This is a genomic window from Pseudomonas sp. DE0157 (assembly GCF_007678615.1).
GTDB classification, from domain to species: Bacteria; Pseudomonadota; Gammaproteobacteria; order Pseudomonadales; family Pseudomonadaceae; genus Aquipseudomonas; species Aquipseudomonas parafulva_B.
In genome coordinates this window covers 242,640-265,919 of record NZ_VEJN01000006.1, presented here as the reverse complement: position 1 = coordinate 265,919, position 23,280 = coordinate 242,640, and the positions used below count along the sequence as shown (strand labels likewise).

The following is a 23,280-nucleotide window of genomic DNA, read 5'->3' as shown; positions in this document are numbered from 1 at the left end:
CTTGACCATATAACACCCAAGCAATTTGCTTCTGCAGATTGCGGTGGTGAAGATGACATGAACCGAAAGTTCGCAACACATCACAAACATCACATATCCGGATTCGCTGGGCTGTCCAACAGGACATTCTGGCTACAGAATTTCTTGACGACCATAGAGCATTGGAACCACCTGATCCCATCCCGAACTCAGTAGTGAAACGATGCATCGCCGATGGTAGTGTGGGGTTTCCCCATGTGAGAGTAGGTCATCGTCAAGATTCATTTCGCAAAACCCCTATCTGCGTATGCAGGTAGGGGTTTTGTCTTTGGGCTGCAAAAAGTCTCAACGTTGCTTCTCCATCTGCCTGTGAGCAGGGCGTTGAAAAACAACAACTGTGTGTGATTAATGAATCATCCTGCGTAGGCTATACCGCTCCGGACGAGGTCACTAGGATGATCGCCTTCGGAGCTAACTGAATTCATTCCTACCCTCGAGGCCCAAAAGGTGAAAGCCACTCGCCTGACGATGATCTGCCATGGACTAACGCTGGCTCAAAAGCGTGGGTATTTCCCTGAACCGGAAGAGCCGCTGGTGTCCGTACCCCGCCGCTGCGTACCGCACGGTACATTTCAGATCCTGACAGCGCCGGAACAGCGCGCTCAGCAAACCGCCCTGGCCTTGGGCGATGCAACGATTGCGTCAGGATTGGCGGATTGCAACATGGGGCGATGGCAAGGGCTGGCGTTAAAGCGCGTACAAGCCGAGCAGCCGTCAGCCTTGGCCGACTGGCTGGAGAACCCCGCGAGCGAGGTGCATGGAGGGGAGTCTTTTCAAGCGCTCTGCCATCGTATGAGCGTTTGGCTGAAGGATTTTGAGCTGCCGGGTGAATGGTTCGCTGTCACTCACCCAATGGTCATGCGTGCAGTATTGGTACAGGTGCTGGGCTGCCCAATGGTGGCAGCCCAACGCATCGATGTCCTGCCATTGTCACGCATCGAATTGAGCTTCAGCGGCCAGTGGCGGTTGAGGATCAACTGCCCTCAGAACGCCAGCTTATAGCCAATCAACAGTAGCATCGCGGCCAAGCACGGGCGCAGCACGCGGTCCGATATGCGCCCGGTCAGGTGGCTACCCAGGTAGATACCCGGCAGTGATCCAAGCAGCAGGTAGCCGAGCAATGACCAGTCCATGTTACCCATGCCCGCATGACCCAGCCCAGCCACCAACGTGAGCGGGACGGCATGAGCTATCTCGGTGCCAACCAGGCGACGTGTGATCAGGAAAGGGTAGAGCAGGAAGAGGGCGACGGTGCCCAGTGCGCCAGCGCCGATGGAGGTGAGCGTTACCATGACACCCAATACGACGCCGGTCAGGACAGTCAGGGTATTGAGGCTACGATCGCTCAGATGGTAATGGTCACCGGCGTGGCGGCTAGCGAATGCCTGCAACCGCGATTTGAACAAGATAGCCAAGGCTGTGAGGATCAATACAACGGCTAGGCCCTGCTTGATGATCGCGTTTACGGCCGTGGTGTCGGTGTGCAGCGTACTGAGGAACCACAGCGTCAGTGCAGCCGCGGGAACGCTCCCCAGGCTGAGGAGCCCCGTGATCTTCCAATCGATGTTCTTGTTACGCGCATGTACCCATACGCCGCTGGCCTTGGTGATCGCCGCATAGAGCAAGTCGGTACCCACTGCCGTTGCTGGGTTGATCCCGAACCACAGCAGGATTGGCGTCATCAGCGAGCCACCGCCTACACCTGTCATGCCAACGATGAACCCTACGACCAATCCTGCAATGGTAAAACCGAAAGAACCTACATCCATACGCTACTCGACTGCCCAGCTTTGCCCGTTATCGGATGCAGCCAGCATATAGATTTTTTTATAGCCAAATAGACTTGTTCGTTATTAGGTTATAACTGGGGGCAGCCCGCATCATGGCACTGCCCCCATACAACGTTAAACAATCAGATCCGGAAACTGCCCACCAGCTGCTTCAACCGGCCGGCTTGCTGGGCCAATTGATCACAATGGCGCAGCGTTTCGTTGAGATTCTCCACACCCTGCTGGTTCAACGCATTGATCTGGGTGATATCCAGGTTGAGGCTTTCCACCACGGCAGTCTGCTCTTCGGTGGCGGTGGCCACCGACTGATTCATGCCGTCGATTTCGCCAATGCGCTGAGTCACGCTGGCAAGACGTTCACCAGCCTGGTTGGCTACCTGAACGGTTTGCTCACTGGAAACCTGGCTGGTGTTCATCGTATGCACCGCTTCGCGTGAGCCGACCTGCAGGCCGGTGATCATTCGATGGATTTCCTCGGCTGACTCCTGCGTACGGTGGGCAAGATTTCGCACTTCATCAGCCACAACGGCAAAGCCACGGCCGGCCTCACCAGCGCGAGCGGCTTCGATGGCCGCGTTCAAGGCCAACAAGTTGGTTTGCTGAGAAATGCCCTTGATCACATCCAGGATCTTGCCAATTTCGTCGGTGCTGGCGTTCAGCGTTTCGATTTGTGCACACGATTCGCTGATGCGCTGCGACAGCGAGGTCATGGCGCTGATCGCTTCCTCCACCACGGCACGTCCATCGTGGGCCTGCTCACTGGCGCCGCTCGCATGCTGCGATGCATCGGCTGCGTTACGCGCGATTTCCTGGGTCGCGGCACCCAGTTCATTGATCGCTGCCGCCACGCTGTTGGTGCGCATGCTTTGTTCTTCAGAACCGTTGATGGAGGCATTGGAAGCGCTGACGACTTTTTCAGACAGGTCGTGGACCAGCCGTGTGGCCGAGGACACCTCGCTGATGGAGGCATGGATACGTTCAACGAAGCGGTTGAAAGAGGTAGCCAACTCACCGAACTCATCCTGATTCTGCACCGCCAGGCGGCGGGTCAGGTCACCTTCGCCTTCGGCGATGTCACGCATGGCGCGTCCCATGGTGGTCAAGGGGCGCATCAGCACCGGAATCAGCAAGCCAAGCAGGCCTGCGATGGCAGCGACCGCGATGAGCATGGCGATCAGTGCCGAAGTACGGAACTGGCTCAGGGCTGCATAAGCCTTGTCCTTGTCGATCGAAAGACCGATGTACCACTTGGCCGAGGGCAGGCCGGCTACTGGCGCAAATGAGATCAAGCGTTCCTGGCCATTGAGCACGACGTCCTGCATACCGGGTGTAACGCGCAGGTTGGTGCCAGGGTAGATGTCCTTGAGGTTTTTCATGACCTGATCTTTGTCAGGACTGACGATCACCTGGCCATCGCTGTCGGCGAGGAAGGCGTGGCCTATGCCGCCAAAGTCGACACTGTTGATGATTTCGACCAGTGTATCGAGGCTGACGTCGCCGCCCACTACACCGAGCAGCTCGCCGTTTGACCGGCTTTTGACCGGGATGGCTACCGTCACCACCAGGCCACCCACAGCCGCTTGATAGGGCGGCGTCAGCAAGGTCTGGCCGGCGTTGGCAGCTGCGCTGTACCAAGGGCGTTTGCGTGGATCATAGTCTGCAGGCATTTGCGCATCCGGGCGCTGCGTGAATAGCCCGTTGGCCTGGCCCATGTAGGTGAAGAGGAAGTTGCGCGTATAGGAAGGCTGATCCACCAGGCCAGCGAGGGTATCCCCCGTTCCGAGCTGGGCGATGTCTTGCGCCAGGTTTTCCAGTACAAGAATGCGCCCGCTCATCCAGTTCTGCACGCTGCTGGCGGTCAATGCGCCGGATTGTTCCACCGATGCCTCGATGTTCTGCCGGATCGTATTGCGTTGCAGGTAATCGTTGTACAGCGTGAACAAGGCGAATGCCAATACCACTACGCCGCTGGCGCTGAGCAGAATCTTGTGGCGAAATTTCAGGTTCATGTTTCGAGACCTTGAGCCATTAACGGGAGGGCACAGCGCGGGTGTGGTGCGCTGTCAGCCCTGTCCAAAGGGGTATCGGCGTGGCGGGTAAAAGGTTGATACGCCTACGGAAATTTCTCACAGCTTTCGACAAGCGGCGATCACCTCAAGGCCAGCCGCTCGACCAGCATCCTGGCAGCCTTGAGCAGCGGTTGCTGCTTACGCCAGAACACATGCACCGGGAGTTGCAGCTCGTTGCGCGTGTTCTGGAAGGCCAAACGTTTCAGGCGGCCTGCGTCCAGCAGCGGCGCGACCCTGGACAGCGGCAGATCACCCCAGCCCAGGCCTGCCTCGACCATCTGCAAGGCGAAATCGAAGCTGTCGGTCGTCCAATGGGTGGCACCAATGACCATGCGCGGGTCGGTCAACGGCAGGTCGCGGCTGCGTACCAGGATCTGCCGCACGCCTGTAAGGTCTTCGAGGTTCTGGATTACACCAGACCGTGCGGCCGGATGATGAGGAGCAAGGGTCGCCACCAGAGACTCGACGCCAATCAGCTGAAACCCGCGTTGCGGGTCGACGTGAAGACCTGCAAATGCCACGCACAGGTCGGCCCGACCGCTGTCCAGCAAATCCAGCGCTTGTTCTTGCGGCGCACTCAGTATCGCGACTTCGAGCAATGGATAACGTTGGCCGAGCTCGGCAATGGCCGCTATTAGCAGCTGCTGATCGACGTCCGGCACCACCGCCAGGGTCAGGTTGCTTTCCAGGCCCTCGGAGAGCTCTACGGCATGCACTTGCAGCAAACCCAGCTGCTCGGCAATCAGCCGCGCATGGGGCTCAAGCGCAAGGGCTTGGACTGTGGGTCGAACATCGCGAGCTCCGCGCTGGAACAGGCTGTAGCCCAGCTCGGCCTCCAGGTTGCCGATTGCCATGCTGACCGCCGAGGGCACGCGCTGCAGGCTGCGCGCGGCGGCAGAGAATGAGCCTTTGTCCAGCACGGTGAGAAAAACCTGGATAGTTTCACTGGTAAATGACACACGCTTCTCCTGTCAGTCAGGCTGAAAGCTGCTGACTTTTGTTGTCAGATGTAATGACGCACTATACCCGGCCCAAGCTATTTAGATGAGGTCGATGCAGTGCAGGGTTTGAAGCGCAAACTGGTTTATGTGACGTTTTACGAGTTGATCGGCCTGTGCATGTCCACCTTGGGTCTTGCCTACCTGTCCGACACCCAGGCTTCTCACACGGGGCCGCTCGCGGTGATGATCACCACCATCGCCATGATCTGGAACCTGGTCTACAACACGCTGTTTGAATATTGGGAAAGCCGGCAAGCCACACGAGGGCGCAGCGTGGCTCGGCGCGTAGTGCACGCAGTAGGGTTTCAGCTGACCCTCGTGATCTACCTGATTCCGCTGATCGCGTGGTGGTTGGACATGAGCCTGCTCGATGCGCTGCTGGTGGACATGGCATTCATCGTGCTGGTGCCTTGCTATACCTTTGCCTACAACTGGGCTTTCGACAAAATGTTCGGCCTGCCCAGTTCGGCAATGGCAGCAACTTGAGGCGCTGCTGTCAGCAGGTTCGCTGAAATCACCTGGCTCAGTCCAGTCGAAGCTTGGCTTCAAGCCGGTCAAGGTGCTCGTTCATCAGGGCGAGGGCGGACTGTGCATCGCCTCGCTCGAGTGCCTCAATCAGCGCTGCATGTTCTTGCCAGGCGCAATGGTCACAGCACGGTGACTCGTATCGCGCGATGATAAGGGACGTCATGGGCACCAACCCATTGAGAAAGCGCGACAACGGAGCATTGTCCGCCACCTGGGCCAGTTTCAGGTGAAACTCACCACCCAGTCGTATAGCGGCGCAGCGTTCGCCCTTTTCATGATGCACGCGTTCACGCTCGACCAATTGGCGCAGCTGCTTGAGTTGCTCGGGGCGGGCGCGTTCGACGGCCAGGGTTATCAGCGTGGTTTCGGCAAGCCGGCGCGCGCTCAGTACCTGGCGTGCCTGATGCGGATCGGGCGCAACCAGATGAGCCGTATGGCTTGGGCGTTGTACCACTACCTGCTGGTCGCTCAAGCGGCCTAGCACTCGGCGGATGACCGTACGGCTCACGCCAAATGCCTGGCCCAGCGCTTGCTCTGGCAGCAAAGTGCCAGGCGGCAGGCGTTGCTCCAGAATGGCATCGAACAACCGTGGGTAGATCTGTTCGGCGCAAAGCCGGGTCTCACCGGCTGCAAGCAGGTCGGGCAGGTGATGTGCACCCTTCATGATTGCTCTCCTGGATTATGGGTGCCGATGTTCGTCCGGCACATTGAGCGCAATGCCCATGCGCAAACCCTCGGCGAGAATGTGTTGCCGCATCTGGGTGCTGGCCTGGGTGCTATTGCGCTCACGAATCGCCCGCACCACGGCTTCGTTTTCCTTGAGACGGGCAGCCAGGTGCTCGGGTGAATTGCGCAGCATGTCCGCGCTTTGCTTCAGGGCAATGCCCGTTTGCTGTACGACGCTCTGGAAAATGGGGTTGGTGGTCAGGGCAAACAGCGCCTGGTGGAATGCAATGTAAGCGTTCATGCCCGCTTCGCTGTCATCGGCCTCAAGGGCTTCACGCATGTCCATCAAGGTCAACCGTAACTGGCCGATGTCCTGGCTGTTGGCCGACTGGGCCACCAGTCCGACGATGAAGGGTTCGAGGGTATAGCGCAGTTCAAGCACATCGGCGAGGCTGGCCTGTGCACTGGCAGTGGGCGCCGAAGCCGAGGTAGCTGTATCGGCATCCAGCACCAGCACACCTTTGCCTGGCAAAGCGCGCACCAGCCCAAGGGTCTCGAGCACGATGACGGCCTCACGCAGGCTCGGGCGGCTGATGCCCAATTGTTCGGCCAATTCTCGCTGGCCAGGGAGCATGTCGCCACTGCGCCATTGGCCACGGGCGAGGGCTTGACGCAGCTTTTCCACCACAGCGTTGACGACGGTTGATGAGCTGATCACGTTTCGCTCCTTCAGGGGCCGGCATGCGAGCCGGCCCTTTTCTTTCAGAATTCCTGTTGGTGGGCTGCAGGCTGCTTACGCGGGTTGTGCGCAAAGCCAGGCTTGCCGTCGAGCACGTTCTGAGCGCGCTCCAGGTCGATGTCTTTTTCCCAGCGGGCGATGGCCACGGTGGCAACGCAATTGCCGATCAGGTTGGTCAACGCGCGCCCGATGCCCATGAACCAATCCACAGCGAGTACCAGTACCAAGCCCACCACCGGGATCGCAGGGACTGCAGTCAGTGTCGCGGCAAGTATCACCAGCGCCGAGCCTGGAATCCCATGCGCGCCCTTGGACGTGACCAGTGAAACCAGCAAGATCGTCAGCAGGTCTGTCATCGCCAGGGGCGTACCGGTGGCATTGGCGATGAAGACAATGGCCAAGGTCAGGTAGATGGAGAAACCATCAAGGTTAAAGGAATAGCCGGTTGGAATCACCAGCCCGACCGTTGAGCTGCCGATGCCCAGGTGTTCGAGCTTGCGCATGATCTGCGGTAGCACGGCATCGGAAGAAGCCGTACCCAGGACGATGGTCAGCTCTTCGCGCAAATACTTGATCAGGGGCAGCAATTTCAGCCCCGACAAACGCATGACGGTACCCAGCACGATCAGCACGAACCCTGCGCAGGTGAGGTAGAACAACGCCACCAGGCCGCCCAGATGCTGGAGCGACTCCAGGCCGTACTTGCTGGTCGTGAAGGCGATGGCGCCGAACACGCCAATGGGCGCCAGACGCACGATCATGCCCATGATGCGGAAGATCACATGGCTAAGCTCGTTGATCAGCCGCGAAATGCCCGCAGCCGAATCGCCCACCAGGTTGAGCGCGCTGCCGAACAGTACCGAGAACAACAGTACCTGCAGGATGTTGTTGTCAGCAAAGGCACCTACCACCGAAGTGGGGATCAGGTCCATAAAGAACGCTGTGGCGCCATGGATATGCTGACCACGCTCGGCCAGGCTGTTGGCATCAGCGCCGGACAACTGGTCGAGGTGGATGTTGGCGCCGCTACCGATACCACTGGTGAACGCGAACACCAGGCCGATGACCAGCGCCAGCGTGGTCAGCACTTCGAAATAGATGACCGATTTGAGGCCGATGCGACCGACCTTCTTCAGGTCACCGGCACCGGAAATGCCGCTGACCACTACGCAAAAGACGATCAGGCCGATCAGCATCTTGATCAGCTTGATGAAGCCATCGCCGAGGGGTTTGAGCTGCAAGGAAAGGTCGGGGAAACTCAGGCCGCAGGCAACGCCAAGGGCCAGGCCCAGCACGACTTGAAGGAAGATCGAACGCGAGCACCATTTGAGCATGGGAGTGATCTCAGGTCGGTGTCCTTGCTTCGTTGGCCGCACGGGGCGAATGAGCGCAGGACTTAATTATTGTGGTCTTACCGGTTTGTTCAGCGCTTGGCCATAAAACGCCTATTTTCGGCGCAGTGCAAGCTTTTTTGGCCTTACCGGTCTGACCAGTCATGGTGCATGTAAACGCTCAATGCTCTGTTGGAGTGCAGTAAGTGTCAGCTCACCCATCAGAGGGCCTAGCGCTCAGGCAACATGCTACAGGCAGCAATAAGCTTGCCATGGAGGGCGGCATTCAACGCGAAAGCGTTTTAGATACAGACCCCAAGGGGATGTGATGAGGCTTGCGCAGGCCCGCGGGTTTAGGGCATCTGTGTTTATTGGAAACCCAATGGGGCAATGGATTGTTAGCTGACCCATGTAGTGCCAATTGTCACGCGCTGGCAGGTGGAGCCGAGAGGAGTCTGGCGTTCGATATCAGAGGTGCGCGATTAGCGGTGACTAAACGCAGCGGCAGGGCGGGCAGGCTGGCCAATAATCGAATTCGCCTGGATGAGGATGGGGCGGTAGATAACCGCCCGTCGCTCAAGCAATGACGGCAGGGCCGCCATGCTCGCTTGCCTCAATCGCCGTGAAGCGTTTCGGCCGCATACAAGGTGTTTTCCAACAGGCAGGCGCGGGTCATCGGCCCTACGCCGCCTGGCACCGGAGTGATCCAGCCAGCACGGGGAAGGGCGGTTTCGTAGACGACATCGCCCACCAGCTTGCCATCCTCCTGACGGTTGATACCGACGTCGATGACGATGGCACCTTCCTTGATCCATTCACCCTTGACCAACCCAGGCTTGCCGGCGGCAACGACCACCAGGTCCGCGCGCCCGACATGCCCTGCCAGGTCCTGGGTGAAGCGATGGCACACGGTGATCGTACAGCCGCTGAGCAACAACTCCAGCGCCATTGGCCGTCCAACTATGTTCGAGGCCCCGACGATCACGGCATTCATGCCGTACAGGTCCTGCCCGGTGCTCTGGAGCAGGGTCATGATGCCCTTGGGTGTGCAGGGGCGCAGCAGCGGGATGCGCTGTGCGAGGCGACCGACGTTATAGGGGTGGAAGCCGTCCACATCCTTGTCCGGGCGGATGCGCTCGAGCAGCAACGACGCGTCGAGGTGCGCGGGCAGCGGCAGTTGGAGCAGGATGCCGTCAATGGACGGGTCGTCATTGAGGCGATCGATCAGTTCAGTAAGCGCTTCTTGCGTGGTGTGGCTAGGCAGGTCGAAGGCCTGCGACAGGAAGCCTACTTCTTCGCAATCCTTGCGCTTGTGCGAGACGTAGACCTGGGAGGCAGGGTCGGTGCCGACCAGAATCACTGCCAGGCCCGGCGTGCGCAGGCCCTCCTGGCGCCGCTGCGCGACACGTTGAGCGATTTGCTGGCGCAGCTTGGCGGCAATCGCCTTGCCATCGATTAGTTGTGCAGTCATAGACGCGTGATTAACCATCGGAAGGGGAACAATAAAGAACGCGTATTCTCGCACGACATGGCTGGAGGGCAAAGGCGGGCGGTCGGGCAAATGCCCTAACCCCTTCAATAATTTAAATTTTTTTTAGAAAGTTGTTGACGACCCCAGGGGTCGGCTATAAGATTCGCCGCACTTGTCGGGCACAGCCTAGCACTGGTTGGCGAAGTCGGGCAGAATGAGTCGTTTGGCAGTGAGCTGTCAGTGTCTTGTTCGGTTAGGCTTCAAGCTTAAGCGCCCGTAGCTCAGCTGGATAGAGCATCCGCCTTCTAAGCGGATGGTCGCAGGTTCGAGTCCTGCCGGGTGCGCCACTTAGGCAGCTTTGGCAAGCAAGGTGTTTGAACGCGTTATGGTGGGCGTAGCTCAGTTGGTAGAGCGCTGGATTGTGATTCCAGTTGTCGTGGGTTCGATTCCCATCGTCCACCCCATATTCTTCGAAGGCGCCGCGCGGTAACTGGCGCCTTTGTTTTAAGCGTTACGCGGACGTGGTGAAATTGGTAGACACACTGGATTTAGGTTCCAGCGGCGCAAGCTGTAAGAGTTCGAGTCTCTTCGTCCGCACCATGCTTCAGTAAGGCAGTACCGTTACACCGCAATATGGTGGGCGTAGCTCAGTTGGTAGAGCGCTGGATTGTGATTCCAGTTGTCGTGGGTTCGATTCCCATCGTCCACCCCATCTTTAATACGAAAGGCGCCTTGATCGCGAGATCGGGCGCCTTTTGTTTTTTGGTGCGCCCGGATCCTGTGTGGGTGTTCGACCCGGTCGATCCTGTGATGATCAGGTCGGTCAACGCGCTGGACTGGCTCGCTCCCAGGCACCCGGCTTGCCTAATGGCTCGGCAGCGCTGCCTCGGGCCGTGGCGTCAGTATTTATTGCAGGCCGCCCTTGCAATCCGCTGGTTTCGTCCCAATAAAAGCTGATAGATTTCAGCCGGTTGAAACCCGATGAAGCGGGAAGTACCAGGACATAGCCAATGATCGCAAAAGAAGCCCGCCAGGCTGCCGCGCTGCAGCGTTTCGCCGAAGCGAACCCTCACTTGCTCGAAGAGATCCGCGCGCTGGATGCGCGTGAGCAGGCGCAGCAAATTCAATGGGCGTTCGAGGATGCCGCTGAAGAGCAAGGTATCCAGCCCTGGGAGCTCGCACTTGAGCTGATCGCCGAAACCCCGGAACAATTGCGGGTCATGCGCCTTGAGACCCACCGGGAGGTGGCCGATGCGCTGGGGTTGTCCTGGGAGGAGTACTGCGAGTTCAACGAGATAGAGCCCGAATAAGGGGCGTGCAGTTCAAGGTGTATTTGTTGAGCAAGATGTTGCGGCAAGTGATCGTTGCAATGTCTGGCCAGGCTTCTTGGAAACAGGTCGCGCGGTTCGCCGCGCGGCCCTTGAAAGTTAATCGACCGGCGTTGTTTCAGGTCGTCCCGAGTGGGGTGACTTCTGCTGCGCGACTCACTAGAATGCTTGCCCTTGATTCTGGAGTCGGGCTAACGCCGGCTAACGTCTGTGCAACGAGGAATATCCATGCAAGTTTCTGTTGAAAACACTTCCGCTCTCGAGCGCCGCATGACCATCGCCGTTCCGGCTGAGCGCGTCGAGAACGAAGTCAACAAGCGTCTGCAGCAGACTGCCAAGCGCGCCAAGGTTGCCGGCTTCCGCCCCGGCAAGGTGCCCATGAGCGTGATCCGTCAGCGCTTCGAGGCCGATGCCCGCCAGGAAGCCTTCGGTGATCTGGTTCAGGCTTCCTTCTACGAAGCCATTGTCGAGCAGAAACTGAACCCTGCCGGCGCGCCGTCCGTGGAACCGAAGTCGTTCGAAAAAGGCAAGGACCTGGAGTTCGTCGCGATCTTCGAAGTATTCCCGGAGTTCACCGTTGCCGGCCTCGAGTCGATCACCGTCGAGCGCCTGAGCGCCGAAGTCGCCGATTCTGACCTGGACAAGATGCTGGAAGTGCTGCGCAAGCAGAACACGCGCTTCGAAGCCGTCGAGCGCGCCGCGCAAACCGATGATCAGCTCAACATCGACTTCGTTGGCAAGGTTGACGGTGAAACGTTCGCCGGTGGCTCGGCCAAAGGTACCCAGTTGGTGCTGGGCTCCGGCCGCATGATCCCAGGCTTCGAAGACGGCCTGGTCGGCGCCAAGGCTGGCGAAGAGCGCGTCGTCAACGTGACCTTCCCAGAGGACTACCAGAACTTGGACCTGGCCGGCAAGGCCGCCGAGTTCACCATTACCGTCAACAGCGTGTCGGCCCCTGTGCTGCCTGAGCTGAACGAAGCGTTCTTCGCCCAGTTCGGTATCAAGGAATCGACCCTGGAAGGCTTCCGCGCCGAAGTTCGTAAGAACATGGAGCGTGAGCTGCGCCAAGCCATCAAGACCAAGGTCAAGAACCAGGTCATGGACGGTCTGCTGGCTGCCAATCCGATCGAAGCGCCAAAGGCTTTGCTGGAAAACGAAGTCAATCGTCTGCGCGTGCAGGCGGTTCAGCAGTTCGGTGGCAACATCAAGCCTGAGCAATTGCCGGCCGAGCTGTTCGAAGAGCAAGCCAAGCGCCGTGTTGCGCTGGGCCTGATCGTGGCAGAAGTGGTCAAGCAATACGACCTCAAGCCAGACGATGCCAAGGTTCGCGAGATGATCGAGGAGATGGCTTCGGCCTACCAGGAGCCTGAGCAAGTCATCGCCTGGTACTACAAGAACGACCAGCAGATGAACGAAGTGCGTTCGGTTGTGCTTGAAGAACAAGTTGTGGATACTGTTCTGCAGAAAGCGACTGTGACTGACAAGTCGGTCTCGTATGAAGAGGCCGTCAAGCCAGCCCAGGCACCTGACGAAGCCGAGTAAGCGGTCTTTTCGCAGGAAGCCCCCACAAGCCAGCCTTCGCGCTGGCTTGTGTGTATTCAAGCCATGACTATTTGGGAGTGAGCGCAGGACATGTCCCGCAATTCTTTTATTCAGCAGAGCTCTGACATCCAGGCTGCAGGCGGCCTGGTCCCTATGGTTATCGAGCAGTCCGCCCGTGGCGAACGCGCCTACGACATCTACTCGCGCCTCCTGAAGGAGCGCGTGATCTTCCTGGTTGGCCCGGTCGAAGACTACATGGCCAATCTCGTCGTCGCACAGATGCTGTTCCTTGAGGCGGAAAACCCGGACAAGGATATCCATCTGTACATCAACTCGCCGGGTGGGTCCGTAACCGCCGGCATGTCGATCTACGACACCATGCAGTTCATCAAGCCGGACGTATCGACCATCTGCATCGGCCAGGCCTGCAGCATGGGTGCGTTCCTGCTCGCTGCCGGTGCCAAGGGCAAGCGTCACTGCCTGCCGAACTCGCGTGTGATGATTCACCAGCCCTTGGGCGGGTTCCAGGGCCAGGCTACCGATATCGAAATCCATGCCCAGGAAATCCTGAACATCAAGGCGCGCCTGAACGAGCTTCTGGCCTACCACACCGGTCAGGATCTGGAGACCATCAAGCGCGACACCGAGCGCGACAACTTCATGAGCGCCTCGCGCGCAGCCGAGTACGGCCTGATCGACTCGGTATACGACAAGCGGCAACTGGCTTCCTGAAGCGGGAGGCCAGGGCAGGTAGGCGCATGATGCGCCTGCCTGCGGACTTGAAAAAGCCCGCAATTGCCTTCATCTTGTGTTGCAAGCCTACCGGATTGGATCGATCGAATGACTGACACCCGTAACGGCGAGGACAGCGGCAAATTGCTTTATTGCTCCTTCTGCGGCAAAAGCCAGCACGAAGTGCGCAAACTGATTGCCGGGCCCTCGGTATTTATCTGCGACGAGTGCGTCGACCTGTGCAATGACATCATCCGCGAGGAGGTGCAGGAAGCTCAGGCCGAAAGCAGCGCGCACAAATTGCCTTCGCCGAAAGAAATCAGCGGTATCCTCGACCAGTACGTCATTGGTCAGGAACGCGCGAAAAAGGTGCTTGCCGTGGCGGTTTACAACCACTACAAGCGCTTGAACCAGCGTGACAAGAAGGGTGACGATGTCGAGCTGGGCAAGAGCAATATCCTGCTCATCGGCCCGACGGGCTCGGGTAAGACCTTGCTCGCCGAAACCCTCGCGCGCTTGTTGAACGTACCGTTCACAATCGCGGACGCCACCACCCTGACCGAAGCTGGTTATGTGGGTGAGGACGTTGAGAACATCATTCAGAAACTGCTGCAGAAGTGCGACTACGATGTGGAAAAGGCCCAGATGGGTATCGTCTACATCGACGAAATCGACAAGATTTCGCGCAAGTCGGATAACCCGTCCATCACCCGTGATGTTTCGGGTGAAGGTGTGCAGCAAGCCTTGCTCAAGCTCATCGAGGGCACCGTTGCCTCCGTACCTCCACAGGGCGGTCGCAAGCACCCGCAACAGGAATTCTTGCAGGTTGATACCCGCAATATCCTGTTCATCTGCGGTGGCGCGTTCTCTGGCCTCGAAAAGGTCATTCAGAACCGCTCCACCAAAGGTGGTATGGGCTTTGGTGCTGAAGTGCGCAGCAAGGAGGAGGGCAAGAAAGTCGGCGAATCTCTGCGTGAGGTCGAGCCTGACGACTTGGTCAAGTTTGGCCTGATCCCCGAGTTCGTGGGGCGCTTGCCCGTGTTGGCAACGCTTGATGAGCTGGACGAAGCAGCGCTTATCCAGATCTTGACCGAGCCCAAGAACGCGCTGACCAAGCAGTACGCCAAGCTGTTCGAGATGGAAAGCGTCGACCTCGAGTTCCGCAGCGATGCGCTCAAGGCCGTTGCTCGCAAAGCTTTGGAGCGCAAGACTGGCGCCCGTGGCTTGCGTTCCATCTTGGAAGGGGTGCTGCTCGACACCATGTACGAGATTCCTTCTGCGAAGGAAGTCAGCAAGGTGGTGATCGATGAAAGCGTCATCGAGGGTACCTCGCAGCCGCTGATGATCTACGAGAACAGCGAGCCGCAAGCCAAGGCAGCGCCTGACGCCTGATTCAGGGCAGGTCACCTGACCGCGTAGCACAGAGGGGGCCTAGGGCCCCCTTTTTGCTTTTCCTGCGTCAGCGCTTGTAATTTCGCGGGTGTACCCCCACATTAGGTCCAAACATCAATTCCACGGTTTCCGGCCACTAAGGCCGCTGTAGAGGCGAAATCATGAAGACCACCCTCGACTTGCCTCTTTTGCCATTGCGCGACGTCGTTGTTTACCCGCACATGGTCATCCCGCTGTTTGTGGGGCGTGAGAAATCCATCGAGGCCCTCGAAGCCGCGATGACGGGCGAAAAGCAGATTCTCCTGCTCGCCCAGAAAAACCCGGCTGATGATGATCCGGGCGAAGACGCGCTATACCGCGTTGGTACCGTAGCTACCGTGCTCCAGCTGCTGAAACTGCCTGACGGTACCGTTAAAGTGCTGGTCGAAGGCGAGCAGCGGGGTACTGTCGAGCGCTTCAGTGAAGTCGACGGCCATGTGCGCGCTGAAGTGTCTCTGATCGACGAGACCGAGGCTGTCGAGCGCGAATCGGAAGTCTTCGTGCGCACACTGCTTTCGCAGTTCGAGCAGTACGTGCAACTGGGCAAAAAAGTGCCAGCCGAAGTGATGTCCTCGCTCAATAGCATCGATGAGCCCGGGCGCCTGGTCGACACCATGGCTGCCCACATGGCCCTGAAGATCGAGCAGAAACAGGAAATTCTGGAAATCGTCGACCTGCCAACGCGGGTCGAGCATGTCCTGGCATTGCTCGATGCCGAGATCGACCTGCTGCAGGTCGAGAAGCGCATCCGCGGCCGGGTGAAAAAGCAAATGGAGCGCAGCCAGCGCGAGTACTACCTGAATGAGCAGATGAAGGCCATTCAGAAAGAGCTTGGCGATGGTGATGAGGGCCACAACGAGCTCGAGGAGCTGAAAAAGCGTATCGAAGCCGCTGGCCTGCCCAAGGACGCCATGACCAAAGCCCAGGCCGAGCTGAACAAGCTCAAGCAGATGTCGCCGATGTCGGCTGAGGCCACCGTGGTGCGGTCCTATCTGGACTGGCTGGTTCAGGTGCCTTGGAAAGCCCAGAGCAAAGTGCGCCTGGACCTTGCCAAGGCCGAAGACATTCTCGATGCAGACCACTACGGTCTGGAAGAGGTCAAGGACCGTATTCTCGAGTACCTTGCCGTGCAAAAGCGCGTCAAGAAAATCCGTGGTCCGGTGCTGTGCCTGGTTGGTCCACCTGGCGTGGGCAAGACGTCCCTGGCCGAATCCATCGCCGCTGCGACCAATCGCAAATTCGTGCGCATGGCCTTGGGCGGGGTACGAGATGAAGCTGAAATCCGTGGCCATCGCCGGACCTACATCGGATCCATGCCCGGGCGGCTGATTCAGAAGATGACCAAAGTGGGCGTGCGTAACCCGCTGTTCCTGCTCGATGAAATCGACAAAATGGGCAGCGACATGCGCGGCGACCCGGCCTCGGCATTGCTGGAGGTGCTGGACCCCGAGCAGAACCACAACTTCAACGATCACTACCTGGAGGTCGATTACGACCTGTCGGACGTGATGTTCCTGTGCACCTCCAACTCGATGAATATCCCGCCAGCATTGCTGGACCGGATGGAGATCATTCGTCTTCCGGGTTACACCGAAGATGAAAAAATCAACATCGCAGTCAAATACTTGGTGCCCAAGCAGGTCAAGGCAAACGGCCTGAAAAAAGAAGAGCTGGAGATCGATGTCTCGGCCATCCGCGACATCATTCGTTACTACACGCGCGAGGCGGGTGTGCGCGGTCTTGAACGTCAGATTGCCAAGGTCTGCCGCAAGGTCGTCAAGGAGCACGCAGGGCAGAAGCAGGTCAAGGTCAAGGTCGCCGGCGAGCAGCTCGAACACCTGCTGGGCGTGCGCAAGTTCCGCTACGGCCTTGCCGAGCAGCAGGACCAGATCGGCCAGGTGACGGGTCTGGCGTGGACGCAAGTGGGGGGCGAGTTGCTCACCATCGAGTCCGTGGTCATTCCTGGCAAAGGTCAGTTGATCAAAACCGGCTCGCTCGGTGACGTCATGGTCGAGTCGATTACGGCTGCGCAGACAGTGGTGCGTAGCCGCGCCCGCAGCCTGGGGATCGCAGCCGACTTCCATGAAAAGCACGACGTTCACATTCATATGCCCGAAGGCGCCACCCCCAAGGATGGCCCAAGTGCAGGTGTCGGTATGTGCACCGCGCTGGTGTCGGCCCTGACTCAAATACCCGTACGTGCGGATGTGGCGATGACAGGCGAAATCACGTTGCGTGGCCAGGTTCTGGCCATTGGCGGGCTCAAGGAAAAACTGCTGGCCGCTCACCGGGGCGGCATCAAGACGGTGATCATTCCTGAGGAGAACGTGCGCGACCTCAAGGAAATTCCAGAAAATATTAAACAGGATCTGCAGATCAAACCGGTCAAATGGATTGACGAAGTCCTGCAAATTGCGCTGCAATACGCCCCGGAGCCCTTGCCAGATGTGGCTTCCGACATTGTCGCGAAGGACGATAAGCGCGACACTGAGGCAAAGGAAAGAATTAGCACGCACTAGCAGTTTTAGTCTGGGGGGCTTTCTTGACAGTATTTTCGGCGCCTTGCTATAAAGCGGCACGTTATTGTCATCAGGCCACCCAGCACCGTTTTCACACGCTTTCTTTACATACTTAGAAACATACTCAATAGAGCACAAGGGGACTTACGAGTGAACAAGTCGGAACTGATTGACGCTATCGCCGCACAAGCTGACATTTCGAAAGCCACCGCTGGCAAAGCGCTGGACGCAGTGATCGAATCCGTCACCGGCGCCCTGAAGCAAGGCGACGATGTCGTTCTGGTCGGCTTCGGTACCTTCACTGTCAAGGATCGTGCTGAGCGTACCGGCCGCAACCCGCAGACCGGTAAGGCGATCAAGATCGCTGCCGCCAAGGTGCCAGGTTTCAAGGCAGGTAAAGGCCTGAAAGACGCCGTCAACTAAGTCGTCTCTTTCAGCCGGACCCGGCCTGGCCAGGTCCGAGCACGCTGAAGGCGGGACGCAAACGTTACCGCCTGATTCGTATGCTAAGAAAAGGCGCATCCTCGGATGCGCCTTTCTTTTATCAGGACTCTACCCACGCTCCGCGGTTGTCGACGCAGTGGTACAGCCGTCTCTGGGGGACGCATGCTGCAAAATATCAGGGACAATTCACAAGGTTGGATTGCCAAAACCATCATCGGTCTCATTGTCGTGCTGATGGCATTGACCGGGTTCGAAGCCATTTTCCAAGCCGCCAGCCACAGTCAGGATGCTGCCAAGGTAAACGGCGAAACGATCAGCCAGAACGAGTTGAGCCAGGCGGCCGACATGCAGCGCCGCCAGTTGGTGCAACAGTTGGGTAAGGACTTCGATCCTGCGCTGCTTGACGACAAGCTGCTGCGCGAAGAGGCCCTCAAGGGGCTGATCAGTCGCAAGCTGTTGCTCGAGGGTGCCAAAGACGCCAAGTTCGCGTTTTCCGACGCTGCGCTGGATCAGGTCATGCTGCAAACGCCGGAATTCCAGGTTGACGGCAAGTTCAACAGCGACCGTTTCGATCAGGTCATCCGTCAAATGGGCTATGGGCGTATGCAGTTTCGCGAGATGCTCGGTGAGGAAATGCTCATCGGGCAGTTACGTGCCGGGATCGCCGGCAGTAGCTTCGTAACCGATCAGCAAGTCGACGCTTTCGCACGCCTTGAAAAGCAGACCCGCGATTTCGCGTCCTTGACCTTCAAGGCCGACCCGGCTGCGATCAAGGTCAGCGACGAAGAGGTCAAGCAGCACTATGACGCCCATGCCAAGGAGTTCATGTCGCCTGACCAAGTCGTCATCGACTACGTAGAGCTCAAGAAATCGTCCTTCTTCGACCAAGCCAAAGTCACTGACGAGGCGCTCAAGGCTCAGTACGAGAAGGAGATCGCCAACCTTGCCGAACAGCGCCGCGCGGCGCATATCCTCATCGAGGTCAACGACAAGACGACCGATGCCCAAGCCAAAGCGCGTGCTGACGAAATCGAACAGCGCCTGGCCAAGGGTGAAGATTTTGCCGCGTTGGCGAAGGAATTTTCCCAGGATCCAGGTTCGGCCAATAACGGCGGTGACCTTGGCTTTGCCGGTCCTGGTGTGTACGATCCGGCGTTCGAACAGGCGCTGTATCAGCTGCACGACGGTCAGGTCTCAGCTCCGGTTCGTACCGAATACGGCTATCACATCATCAAGCTGCTTGGCGTCGAGGCGCCCGAGGTGCCGAGCTTCGCTAGCCTGAAAGACAAACTGACCCGCGACCTCAAGACGCCACTGGTCGAGCAGCGCTACGTGGACGCCAGCAAGCAGTTGCAGGACGCCGCCTACGAGGCCTCCGACCTGGTACAGCCGGCCCAGGACTTGAACCTCAAGGTCCAAACGTCCGCTCCGTTCGGCCGCGAAGGCGGCGACGGCATCACTGCCAACCGCTCTGTGGTGCAGGCAGCGTTCTCGGAGGAAGTGCTGGAAGAGGGTGCCAACAGCACCGCGATCGAGCTTGATCCTGAGACGACGGTGGTACTGCGCGTCAAGGAACACCGCAAGCCTGCGCAGCTGCCACTCGAAACGGTTGCCAAGAACATTCGCGAGCACCTGGCCAAGGAGAAAGCCACCGCTGCCCTCAAGGCCAAGGCGGACAAGCTGATCGCGGGTCTGCGTGATGGTTCCATCGCCCCTGCGAGCGTTCAGGAAGGCCAGGGCTGGAAGCCCTATGAAGCTGTCTCGCGTGGTCAGGACGGTATCGACCCTGTCGAGCTACAGGCATTGTTCCGTCTCGGCAAGCCGCAAGCCAAGGACAAACCCGTGTATGGCAGCGTTGTGCTGCGTGATGGCAGCCTGGTCGTGCTGCAACTCAAGGGCGTCAATGACGGTGCTGCGGCCACGGATGAAGAGAAGCAGCAGATCCGCCGCTACCTGGCGTCTCGTGCTGGCCAGCAGGACTTCGCCGCCTACCGCAAACAGCTGGAGGCCAACGCGGACATCACGCGTTACTAAATCCGTTTGGAGACACCCGACAGGCCGCCGCAAGCGGCCTGTTTTTTTACCTGAGCGAAGACGCCGCTAGCGTTAGCGTTTGACGCCCTCATGATTGTCCAATGTGTCGCGTGCAATCTCGCGCCCCAGCGCGATCAGCTCGGGCGCCTTGTAAAACTCGAAGAAGCGGCACACACGTTTGGGCACGTTGATCAGTACGTCAGGCGGATAGCCGGCGATCTTGTACTGCGCCAGTGAAGTCTGCATGACTTCGAAGCTCTGGTTGATCAAGTCCAGCAGCGAGGCGGGCCCTACGTTGTCGATGATGAACGAGCCGGTGGCAGACTTGGGCGCGCCTTCGCTTTCGGGTGCAGCCGTGGGCTGCTGCGCCTGTGGATCTGCCGACTCGGCCAGCCAAGGGTTCACGGGCGGAAAACGGTCGCGCGTCATGCCTTTTTCGATACGGACCAACTCTTCGGCGGGCTTGCGGCGAAATGGCAGGTGCGAGCCAAGCGAGTTGATCAATGCATCGAATCGCATCTTGAAGGCTGCAGGCCGCTCTATCACCGGAAGTTGATAGTGCTTCTGGTTGGTCGCGTTGAGGTTGACCGCAATAATCAGGTCGCAATGGCTCGATACCACGGGCACGATGGGTAACGGGTTGAGGATGCCGCCGTCGACCAGCATGCGGTTACCCTGAACGACAGGCGTGAACAGACTGGGTATGGCAGCCGAGGCACGCATGGCCTGATGCAGGCAGCCTTCCTGAAACCAGATCTCCTGCTGGTTGGTCAGGTCAGCGGCAACGGCGGTATAGGGAATGCGCAATTGCTCGATGTCGATGTCGCCTACTATCTTGCGGATCTGGCCGAAGACCTTGTCGCCTCGGATGGCGCCCAGACTGAAGCTCACATCCACCAGGCGCAGGACATCCAGATAGTCCAGGCTCTCGATCCAGCGCTTGTATTGCTCAAGCTTGCCTGCAGCGTAGATGCCGCCAACCACCGCTCCCATGGAGCACCCGGCGATGCAGGCGATTTCGTATCCGCGACGTTCGAGTTCCTCGATCACGCCGATGTGCGCATACCCTCTGGCCCCGCCTGATCCGAGCACCAATGCCACGCGTTTGTTCATCAACTTCCCTCAGCATTCGCGACTTAAACACTACAATGCACGCATCGCACCCTCGGCATCAATGCGCAACCTGTCGAGCATGTGGCTTGCGAAGCCAAGCGGGCACTTTTGCAACGGGTTGGCGTCGAACGTGCATTGTTTCTTTCCCTCAGAGGTTTAACCGATGAAAGCCTGGATCTGCCTGCCGTTGATTGCCCTGACCCTTGCCGGTTGCGCTGGCAAGACGGCGTACCGTGACAGCTGTGCCACACAACTGGACGCCGCCTGGAAGGAGCTCGATCTGGCCAAGGCTGAAGGCTTCGCCGGGGCCGTGAGTTACTCCAAGGCGCTGTCGCTGCTCACTGGCGCCAAGACGCAACAGCAATTCGAGGGTTACGAGAGCTGCACGCGCAAGGCTGAAAAAGCACGCTTCTACATCCGTGAGTCCCGTGCCGGCCGTTGATCGAGGGTTGCCATGTGTCTGACATGATTGATCACCTCATCGCTCAGATCATCACCTTGCACGTCCGGCTCCTGGCGTGCCGCGAACGCCTGGCGGTCGACACCGACAGTGAAGCCTTGCACGATCTGCGCACCAGCGTGCGCCGCCTGCGCAGCCTGGTGCGACCGCTACGCGGGCTGCCGGGTGTGGAGCCACTCGAAAGTGCTGCCAAGGCTCTTGGAACGCTCACCACGCCGCTGCGCGATGGCGAGGTGCTGGGCGCCGCCCTCATTGCCCAGGGGGCCGAGCAAGCTGGCCGCAGGCGTCTGCAAGGGCGAGGACCATCTTATGCCAGCGTCGCACACAGCCCGCAGCTGACCCGGCTGCTGGCGACGGTTGATGCGTTTCCCGCGTTTGTGCGTGGCGCAGAGCGCGATGGCCTGATTAAGGGGTTGGACAAGCATATCGAGAAACGCCTGCGCAAACAGTGGCGCAAACTGGCCGCGGCCTTGCAAGATCCCGAGCACGATCGCCACCGGTTGCGGTTGCTGATCAAACGGGCGCGGTACGCAGACGAAGCCTACCCCCAGTTCGGCCACGCCCCGAAGAAGCTTCAGCGCACACTGAAACGCGCGCAGGGCGATCTGGGGGATTGGCATGACCGTCTGCAATGGCTGCTGCAAGCGCAACAGCATGCCGATCTGGCTGGCTGCATGAGCGGATGGGCACACGAACTGGAAGCGGCCGAGCGTCGGTCGGACAGCACGCTGGACGCCTTGGGTGAGGCGTTGGCCCACCACAAGCCCGGACAATGACCGATATGAAGGCTGCTGCGGGGGCTAGAGCAGGCTAGGATGGACATCCGTTACCCGTCCAGGAGCTGCCCATGACGTTTGAACAAGTGCTTGAGGCTGCCAGAGCTCACCCCGACAGCGTACGCGTGCCAGCAGGGTGGGGTCAGGGACGAGCGATCTTTGGCGGCCTGATGGCTGCCATGGTGTTCGAGGCGATGCGTGCCCGGTTAGGCCATGACCGCCCGGTGCGTTCGCTGGCCATTACCTTTGTCGCCCCTGCTTCGGCAGATACTCCGATTTGTCTGGAGGTCGAAGTATTGCGCCAGGGCACGGGTGTCAGCACGCTGCTGGGCCGCGCCGTGCAGCAGGGGCAGGTGGTGACGCTGGTACAGGGCAGTTTCGGCGCCGCACGAAGCTCTGCGGTGTCCGTACTGCCCCTACCTGCGCCGCAGATGCCAGCCCTTGAGGAAAGCGCGGCAGCCTTGCCTCACATCCCGGGAGTGACCCCGGAATTCATGAAGAACCTGGAGTTGCGCTGGGCAATCGGTGGGCTGCCGTTCAGCGGCAATGACTCGCGCGTCATGGGGGGCTGGGTGCGCTTGCGTGACATGCAGGGCGGGGTAATGAGCGAGGCGCACCTGCTGGCATTGGTAGACGCATGGCCACCTAGCGTACTGCCCATGCTGAAACAGCCAGCGGCCGGCAGTACGCTTACCTGGACCATCGAGTTCGTGCAGCCTGTACGTTCACTGAACGCTGGCGATTGGTGCCAGTACCGCGTGGAGACCGAATACGCACACGAGGGCTATGGCCATGCCGCCGCCGCATTATGGAGTGACGATGGCGCGTTGTTGGCCTTGAGCAGGCAAACGGTAACGGTATTTGCCTAAAGGCCATCACCTTCGAGGCTTATGACGGTCGCGCCAGGCCTGCCACCACGCGCCACTCAGGACGAAACGCGGGAATGTGATGAACTGTTCGCTGAGCACGCGTTGAACCCGGTCAGTACGGTCGATGAAGGGCTCTTGAATGTCCGCCTCCAGGCGGTGGCCGTGACGTTGAAGCCCAATGGCCGCGACCAGGGCGAGCAGACCGACGGCCAGCTGCACGATGTCCAGCCCTAACAAGCCAGACACGATCAACAACGCACCTAGAATGAAGAGCGGAACCGCTATCAAATGCAGCACCAGGTTTGCAGGGTGACGATGGCTCTGCGGGTAGCCGCGCCATTGCCAGGCGAGCAGATTGGGTAGGCGTTTGTTCATGGGCACTTCCTCTCGATCATGCC

21 protein-coding genes, 4 tRNA genes, 1 rRNA gene and 1 pseudogene are annotated in these 23,280 nt (G+C 59.1%); 17 read left to right on the top strand and 10 right to left on the bottom strand.

Translation table 11 applies throughout. The features are described from left to right. The first annotated feature begins 143 nt into the window (after window positions 1-143). Together rrf and FS777_RS10680 are read left to right on the top strand one after the other, a co-directional pair. Window positions 144-259 (top strand): 5S ribosomal RNA (gene rrf, locus FS777_RS10685). A gap of 227 nt (window positions 260-486) precedes the next feature. Next, complete coding sequence (locus FS777_RS10680; protein ID WP_078478801.1) at window positions 487-1,041, top strand: histidine phosphatase family protein; 555 nt, start codon at window positions 487-489, stop codon at window positions 1,039-1,041. Here FS777_RS10680 and FS777_RS10675 read toward each other — a convergent pair. The 4 genes and pseudogenes from FS777_RS10675 to FS777_RS10665 form a co-directional block, all read right to left on the bottom strand. Further along, window positions 1,023-1,808 carry a sulfite exporter TauE/SafE family protein gene (locus FS777_RS10675; protein ID WP_058603770.1) on the bottom strand — a complete coding sequence of 262 codons (786 nt, stop codon included), beginning with the start codon at window positions 1,806-1,808 and terminating at the stop codon, window positions 1,023-1,025. The two genes, FS777_RS10680 and FS777_RS10675, sit on opposite strands and share 19 nt — an antisense overlap. Window positions 1,809-1,951: 143 nt before the next feature. Further along, window positions 1,952-2,692: a methyl-accepting chemotaxis protein gene (locus tag FS777_RS21900; protein WP_371259668.1), complete on the bottom strand. Its 741-nt coding sequence runs from the start codon at window positions 2,690-2,692 to the stop codon at window positions 1,952-1,954. A 114-nt stretch (window positions 2,693-2,806) separates the two neighbouring features. Then, a pseudogene (locus FS777_RS21895) lies at window positions 2,807-3,838 on the bottom strand (cache domain-containing protein); the annotation flags it as partial. Window positions 3,839-3,978: 140 nt separating this feature from the next. Next, a complete protein-coding gene (locus FS777_RS10665) occupies window positions 3,979-4,857 on the bottom strand; it encodes a LysR family transcriptional regulator (RefSeq protein WP_058637421.1) in 879 nt (292 codons plus the stop codon). Window positions 4,858-4,956: 99 nt separating this feature from the next. On the opposite strand from FS777_RS10665, the gene FS777_RS10660 reads away from it, so the two are divergent. Further along, window positions 4,957-5,385 (top strand): PACE efflux transporter, encoded by a 429-nt coding sequence (locus FS777_RS10660; RefSeq protein ID WP_058603773.1) that lies wholly within the window; start codon window positions 4,957-4,959, stop codon window positions 5,383-5,385. Window positions 5,386-5,422: 37 nt separating this feature from the next. Here FS777_RS10660 and FS777_RS10655 read toward each other — a convergent pair whose 3' ends face one another. The 4 genes from FS777_RS10655 to folD all read right to left on the bottom strand — a co-directional run bounded on the left by FS777_RS10655 (window position 5,423) and on the right by folD (window position 9,634). Beyond that, window positions 5,423-6,091, bottom strand: coding sequence for a GntR family transcriptional regulator (locus tag FS777_RS10655; protein ID WP_058637420.1), 669 nt, complete (start codon window positions 6,089-6,091; stop codon window positions 5,423-5,425). A 15-nt stretch (window positions 6,092-6,106) separates the two neighbouring features. Beyond that, complete coding sequence (locus FS777_RS10650; protein WP_058637419.1) at window positions 6,107-6,811, bottom strand: FadR/GntR family transcriptional regulator; 705 nt, start codon at window positions 6,809-6,811, stop codon at window positions 6,107-6,109. A gap of 44 nt (window positions 6,812-6,855) precedes the next feature. Then, a complete protein-coding gene (locus FS777_RS10645) occupies window positions 6,856-8,166 on the bottom strand; it encodes a C4-dicarboxylate transporter DctA (protein ID WP_058603776.1) in 1,311 nt (436 codons plus the stop codon). A gap of 610 nt (window positions 8,167-8,776) precedes the next feature. Continuing rightward, window positions 8,777-9,634, bottom strand: a complete 858-nt coding sequence (gene folD, locus FS777_RS10640) for a bifunctional methylenetetrahydrofolate dehydrogenase/methenyltetrahydrofolate cyclohydrolase FolD (protein WP_058603777.1) — start codon at window positions 9,632-9,634, stop codon at window positions 8,777-8,779. 270 nt (window positions 9,635-9,904) lie between these two features. Here folD and FS777_RS10635 point away from each other — a divergent pair. The 11 genes from FS777_RS10635 to FS777_RS10585 all read left to right on the top strand — a co-directional run bounded on the left by FS777_RS10635 (window position 9,905) and on the right by FS777_RS10585 (window position 19,664). Further along, a tRNA-Arg gene (locus FS777_RS10635) sits at window positions 9,905-9,981 on the top strand. Window positions 9,982-10,022: 41 nt separating this feature from the next. After that, window positions 10,023-10,098: transfer RNA gene (locus FS777_RS10630), tRNA-His, on the top strand. A 51-nt stretch (window positions 10,099-10,149) separates the two neighbouring features. Further along, window positions 10,150-10,234 (top strand) — tRNA-Leu (locus FS777_RS10625). Between the two features lie 36 nt (window positions 10,235-10,270). Beyond that, window positions 10,271-10,346, top strand: a tRNA-His gene (locus FS777_RS10620). A gap of 298 nt (window positions 10,347-10,644) precedes the next feature. Beyond that, window positions 10,645-10,944 (top strand): DUF6388 family protein, encoded by a 300-nt coding sequence (locus FS777_RS10615; RefSeq protein WP_058637417.1) that lies wholly within the window; start codon window positions 10,645-10,647, stop codon window positions 10,942-10,944. A gap of 246 nt (window positions 10,945-11,190) precedes the next feature. Next, complete coding sequence (gene tig / locus FS777_RS10610) at window positions 11,191-12,504, top strand: trigger factor (RefSeq protein WP_058603779.1); 1,314 nt, start codon at window positions 11,191-11,193, stop codon at window positions 12,502-12,504. 90 nt (window positions 12,505-12,594) lie between these two features. Next, window positions 12,595-13,236 carry an ATP-dependent Clp endopeptidase proteolytic subunit ClpP gene (gene clpP / locus FS777_RS10605; RefSeq protein ID WP_023536171.1) on the top strand — a complete coding sequence of 214 codons (642 nt, stop codon included), beginning with the start codon at window positions 12,595-12,597 and terminating at the stop codon, window positions 13,234-13,236. Window positions 13,237-13,344: 108 nt separating this feature from the next. After that, window positions 13,345-14,628, top strand: coding sequence for an ATP-dependent Clp protease ATP-binding subunit ClpX (gene clpX, locus FS777_RS10600; RefSeq protein ID WP_023536000.1), 1,284 nt, complete (start codon window positions 13,345-13,347; stop codon window positions 14,626-14,628). A 161-nt stretch (window positions 14,629-14,789) separates the two neighbouring features. Beyond that, window positions 14,790-17,186, top strand: coding sequence for an endopeptidase La (gene lon, locus FS777_RS10595; RefSeq protein WP_145255374.1), 2,397 nt, complete (start codon window positions 14,790-14,792; stop codon window positions 17,184-17,186). A 150-nt stretch (window positions 17,187-17,336) separates the two neighbouring features. After that, a complete protein-coding gene (hupB, locus tag FS777_RS10590) occupies window positions 17,337-17,609 on the top strand; it encodes a nucleoid-associated protein HU-beta (protein ID WP_058603781.1) in 273 nt (90 codons plus the stop codon). 183 nt (window positions 17,610-17,792) lie between these two features. Continuing rightward, window positions 17,793-19,664: a SurA N-terminal domain-containing protein gene (locus FS777_RS10585; RefSeq protein WP_145255371.1), complete on the top strand. Its 1,872-nt coding sequence runs from the start codon at window positions 17,793-17,795 to the stop codon at window positions 19,662-19,664. A 72-nt stretch (window positions 19,665-19,736) separates the two neighbouring features. Here FS777_RS10585 and FS777_RS10580 read toward each other — a convergent pair whose 3' ends face one another. Next, window positions 19,737-20,777, bottom strand: coding sequence for a patatin-like phospholipase family protein (locus FS777_RS10580; protein WP_058603783.1), 1,041 nt, complete (start codon window positions 20,775-20,777; stop codon window positions 19,737-19,739). Between the two features lie 163 nt (window positions 20,778-20,940). Here FS777_RS10580 and FS777_RS10575 point away from each other — a divergent pair, with 163 nt between their 5' ends. The 3 genes from FS777_RS10575 to FS777_RS10565 all read left to right on the top strand — a co-directional run bounded on the left by FS777_RS10575 (window position 20,941) and on the right by FS777_RS10565 (window position 22,882). Beyond that, window positions 20,941-21,219 (top strand): hypothetical protein, encoded by a 279-nt coding sequence (locus FS777_RS10575; RefSeq protein ID WP_023536014.1) that lies wholly within the window; start codon window positions 20,941-20,943, stop codon window positions 21,217-21,219. A gap of 14 nt (window positions 21,220-21,233) precedes the next feature. After that, the gene (locus FS777_RS10570) at window positions 21,234-22,013 is read left to right on the top strand and encodes a CHAD domain-containing protein (protein WP_058637415.1); all 780 of its coding nucleotides are present in this window, start codon (window positions 21,234-21,236) and stop codon (window positions 22,011-22,013) included. Between the two features lie 71 nt (window positions 22,014-22,084). Beyond that, window positions 22,085-22,882, top strand: a complete 798-nt coding sequence (locus tag FS777_RS10565; protein WP_058637414.1) for an acyl-CoA thioesterase II — start codon at window positions 22,085-22,087, stop codon at window positions 22,880-22,882. 6 nt (window positions 22,883-22,888) lie between these two features. On the opposite strand, the gene FS777_RS10560 is transcribed toward FS777_RS10565, so the two are convergent. Continuing rightward, window positions 22,889-23,257 (bottom strand): hypothetical protein, encoded by a 369-nt coding sequence (locus FS777_RS10560; RefSeq protein ID WP_058637413.1) that lies wholly within the window; start codon window positions 23,255-23,257, stop codon window positions 22,889-22,891. Between the last annotated feature and the right edge of the window lie 23 nt (window positions 23,258-23,280).

What these genes read in the sequence shown, in the direction of transcription:
- FS777_RS10675 (WP_058603770.1), bottom strand. Translation starts at nt 1,808, where the DNA reads ATGGATGTAGGTTCTTTCGGTTTTACCATTGCAGGATTGGTCGTAGGG.
- FS777_RS21900 (WP_371259668.1), bottom strand. Translation starts at nt 2,692, where the DNA reads ATGCGCACCAACAGCGTGGCGGCAGCGATCAATGAACTGGGTGCCGCG.
- FS777_RS10655 (WP_058637420.1), bottom strand. Translation starts at nt 6,091, where the DNA reads ATGAAGGGTGCACATCACCTGCCCGACCTGCTTGCAGCCGGTGAGACC.
- FS777_RS10645 (WP_058603776.1), bottom strand. Translation starts at nt 8,166, where the DNA reads ATGCTCAAATGGTGCTCGCGTTCGATCTTCCTTCAAGTCGTGCTGGGC.
- folD (WP_058603777.1), bottom strand. Translation starts at nt 9,634, where the DNA reads ATGACTGCACAACTAATCGATGGCAAGGCGATTGCCGCCAAGCTGCGC.
- FS777_RS10615 (WP_058637417.1), top strand. Translation starts at nt 10,645, where the DNA reads ATGATCGCAAAAGAAGCCCGCCAGGCTGCCGCGCTGCAGCGTTTCGCC.
- tig (WP_058603779.1), top strand. Translation starts at nt 11,191, where the DNA reads ATGCAAGTTTCTGTTGAAAACACTTCCGCTCTCGAGCGCCGCATGACC.
- clpP (WP_023536171.1), top strand. Translation starts at nt 12,595, where the DNA reads ATGTCCCGCAATTCTTTTATTCAGCAGAGCTCTGACATCCAGGCTGCA.
- clpX (WP_023536000.1), top strand. Translation starts at nt 13,345, where the DNA reads ATGACTGACACCCGTAACGGCGAGGACAGCGGCAAATTGCTTTATTGC.
- lon (WP_145255374.1), top strand. Translation starts at nt 14,790, where the DNA reads ATGAAGACCACCCTCGACTTGCCTCTTTTGCCATTGCGCGACGTCGTT.
- FS777_RS10585 (WP_145255371.1), top strand. Translation starts at nt 17,793, where the DNA reads ATGCTGCAAAATATCAGGGACAATTCACAAGGTTGGATTGCCAAAACC.
- FS777_RS10580 (WP_058603783.1), bottom strand. Translation starts at nt 20,777, where the DNA reads ATGAACAAACGCGTGGCATTGGTGCTCGGATCAGGCGGGGCCAGAGGG.
- FS777_RS10575 (WP_023536014.1), top strand. Translation starts at nt 20,941, where the DNA reads ATGAAAGCCTGGATCTGCCTGCCGTTGATTGCCCTGACCCTTGCCGGT.
- FS777_RS10565 (WP_058637414.1), top strand. Translation starts at nt 22,085, where the DNA reads ATGACGTTTGAACAAGTGCTTGAGGCTGCCAGAGCTCACCCCGACAGC.
- FS777_RS10560 (WP_058637413.1), bottom strand. Translation starts at nt 23,257, where the DNA reads ATGAACAAACGCCTACCCAATCTGCTCGCCTGGCAATGGCGCGGCTAC.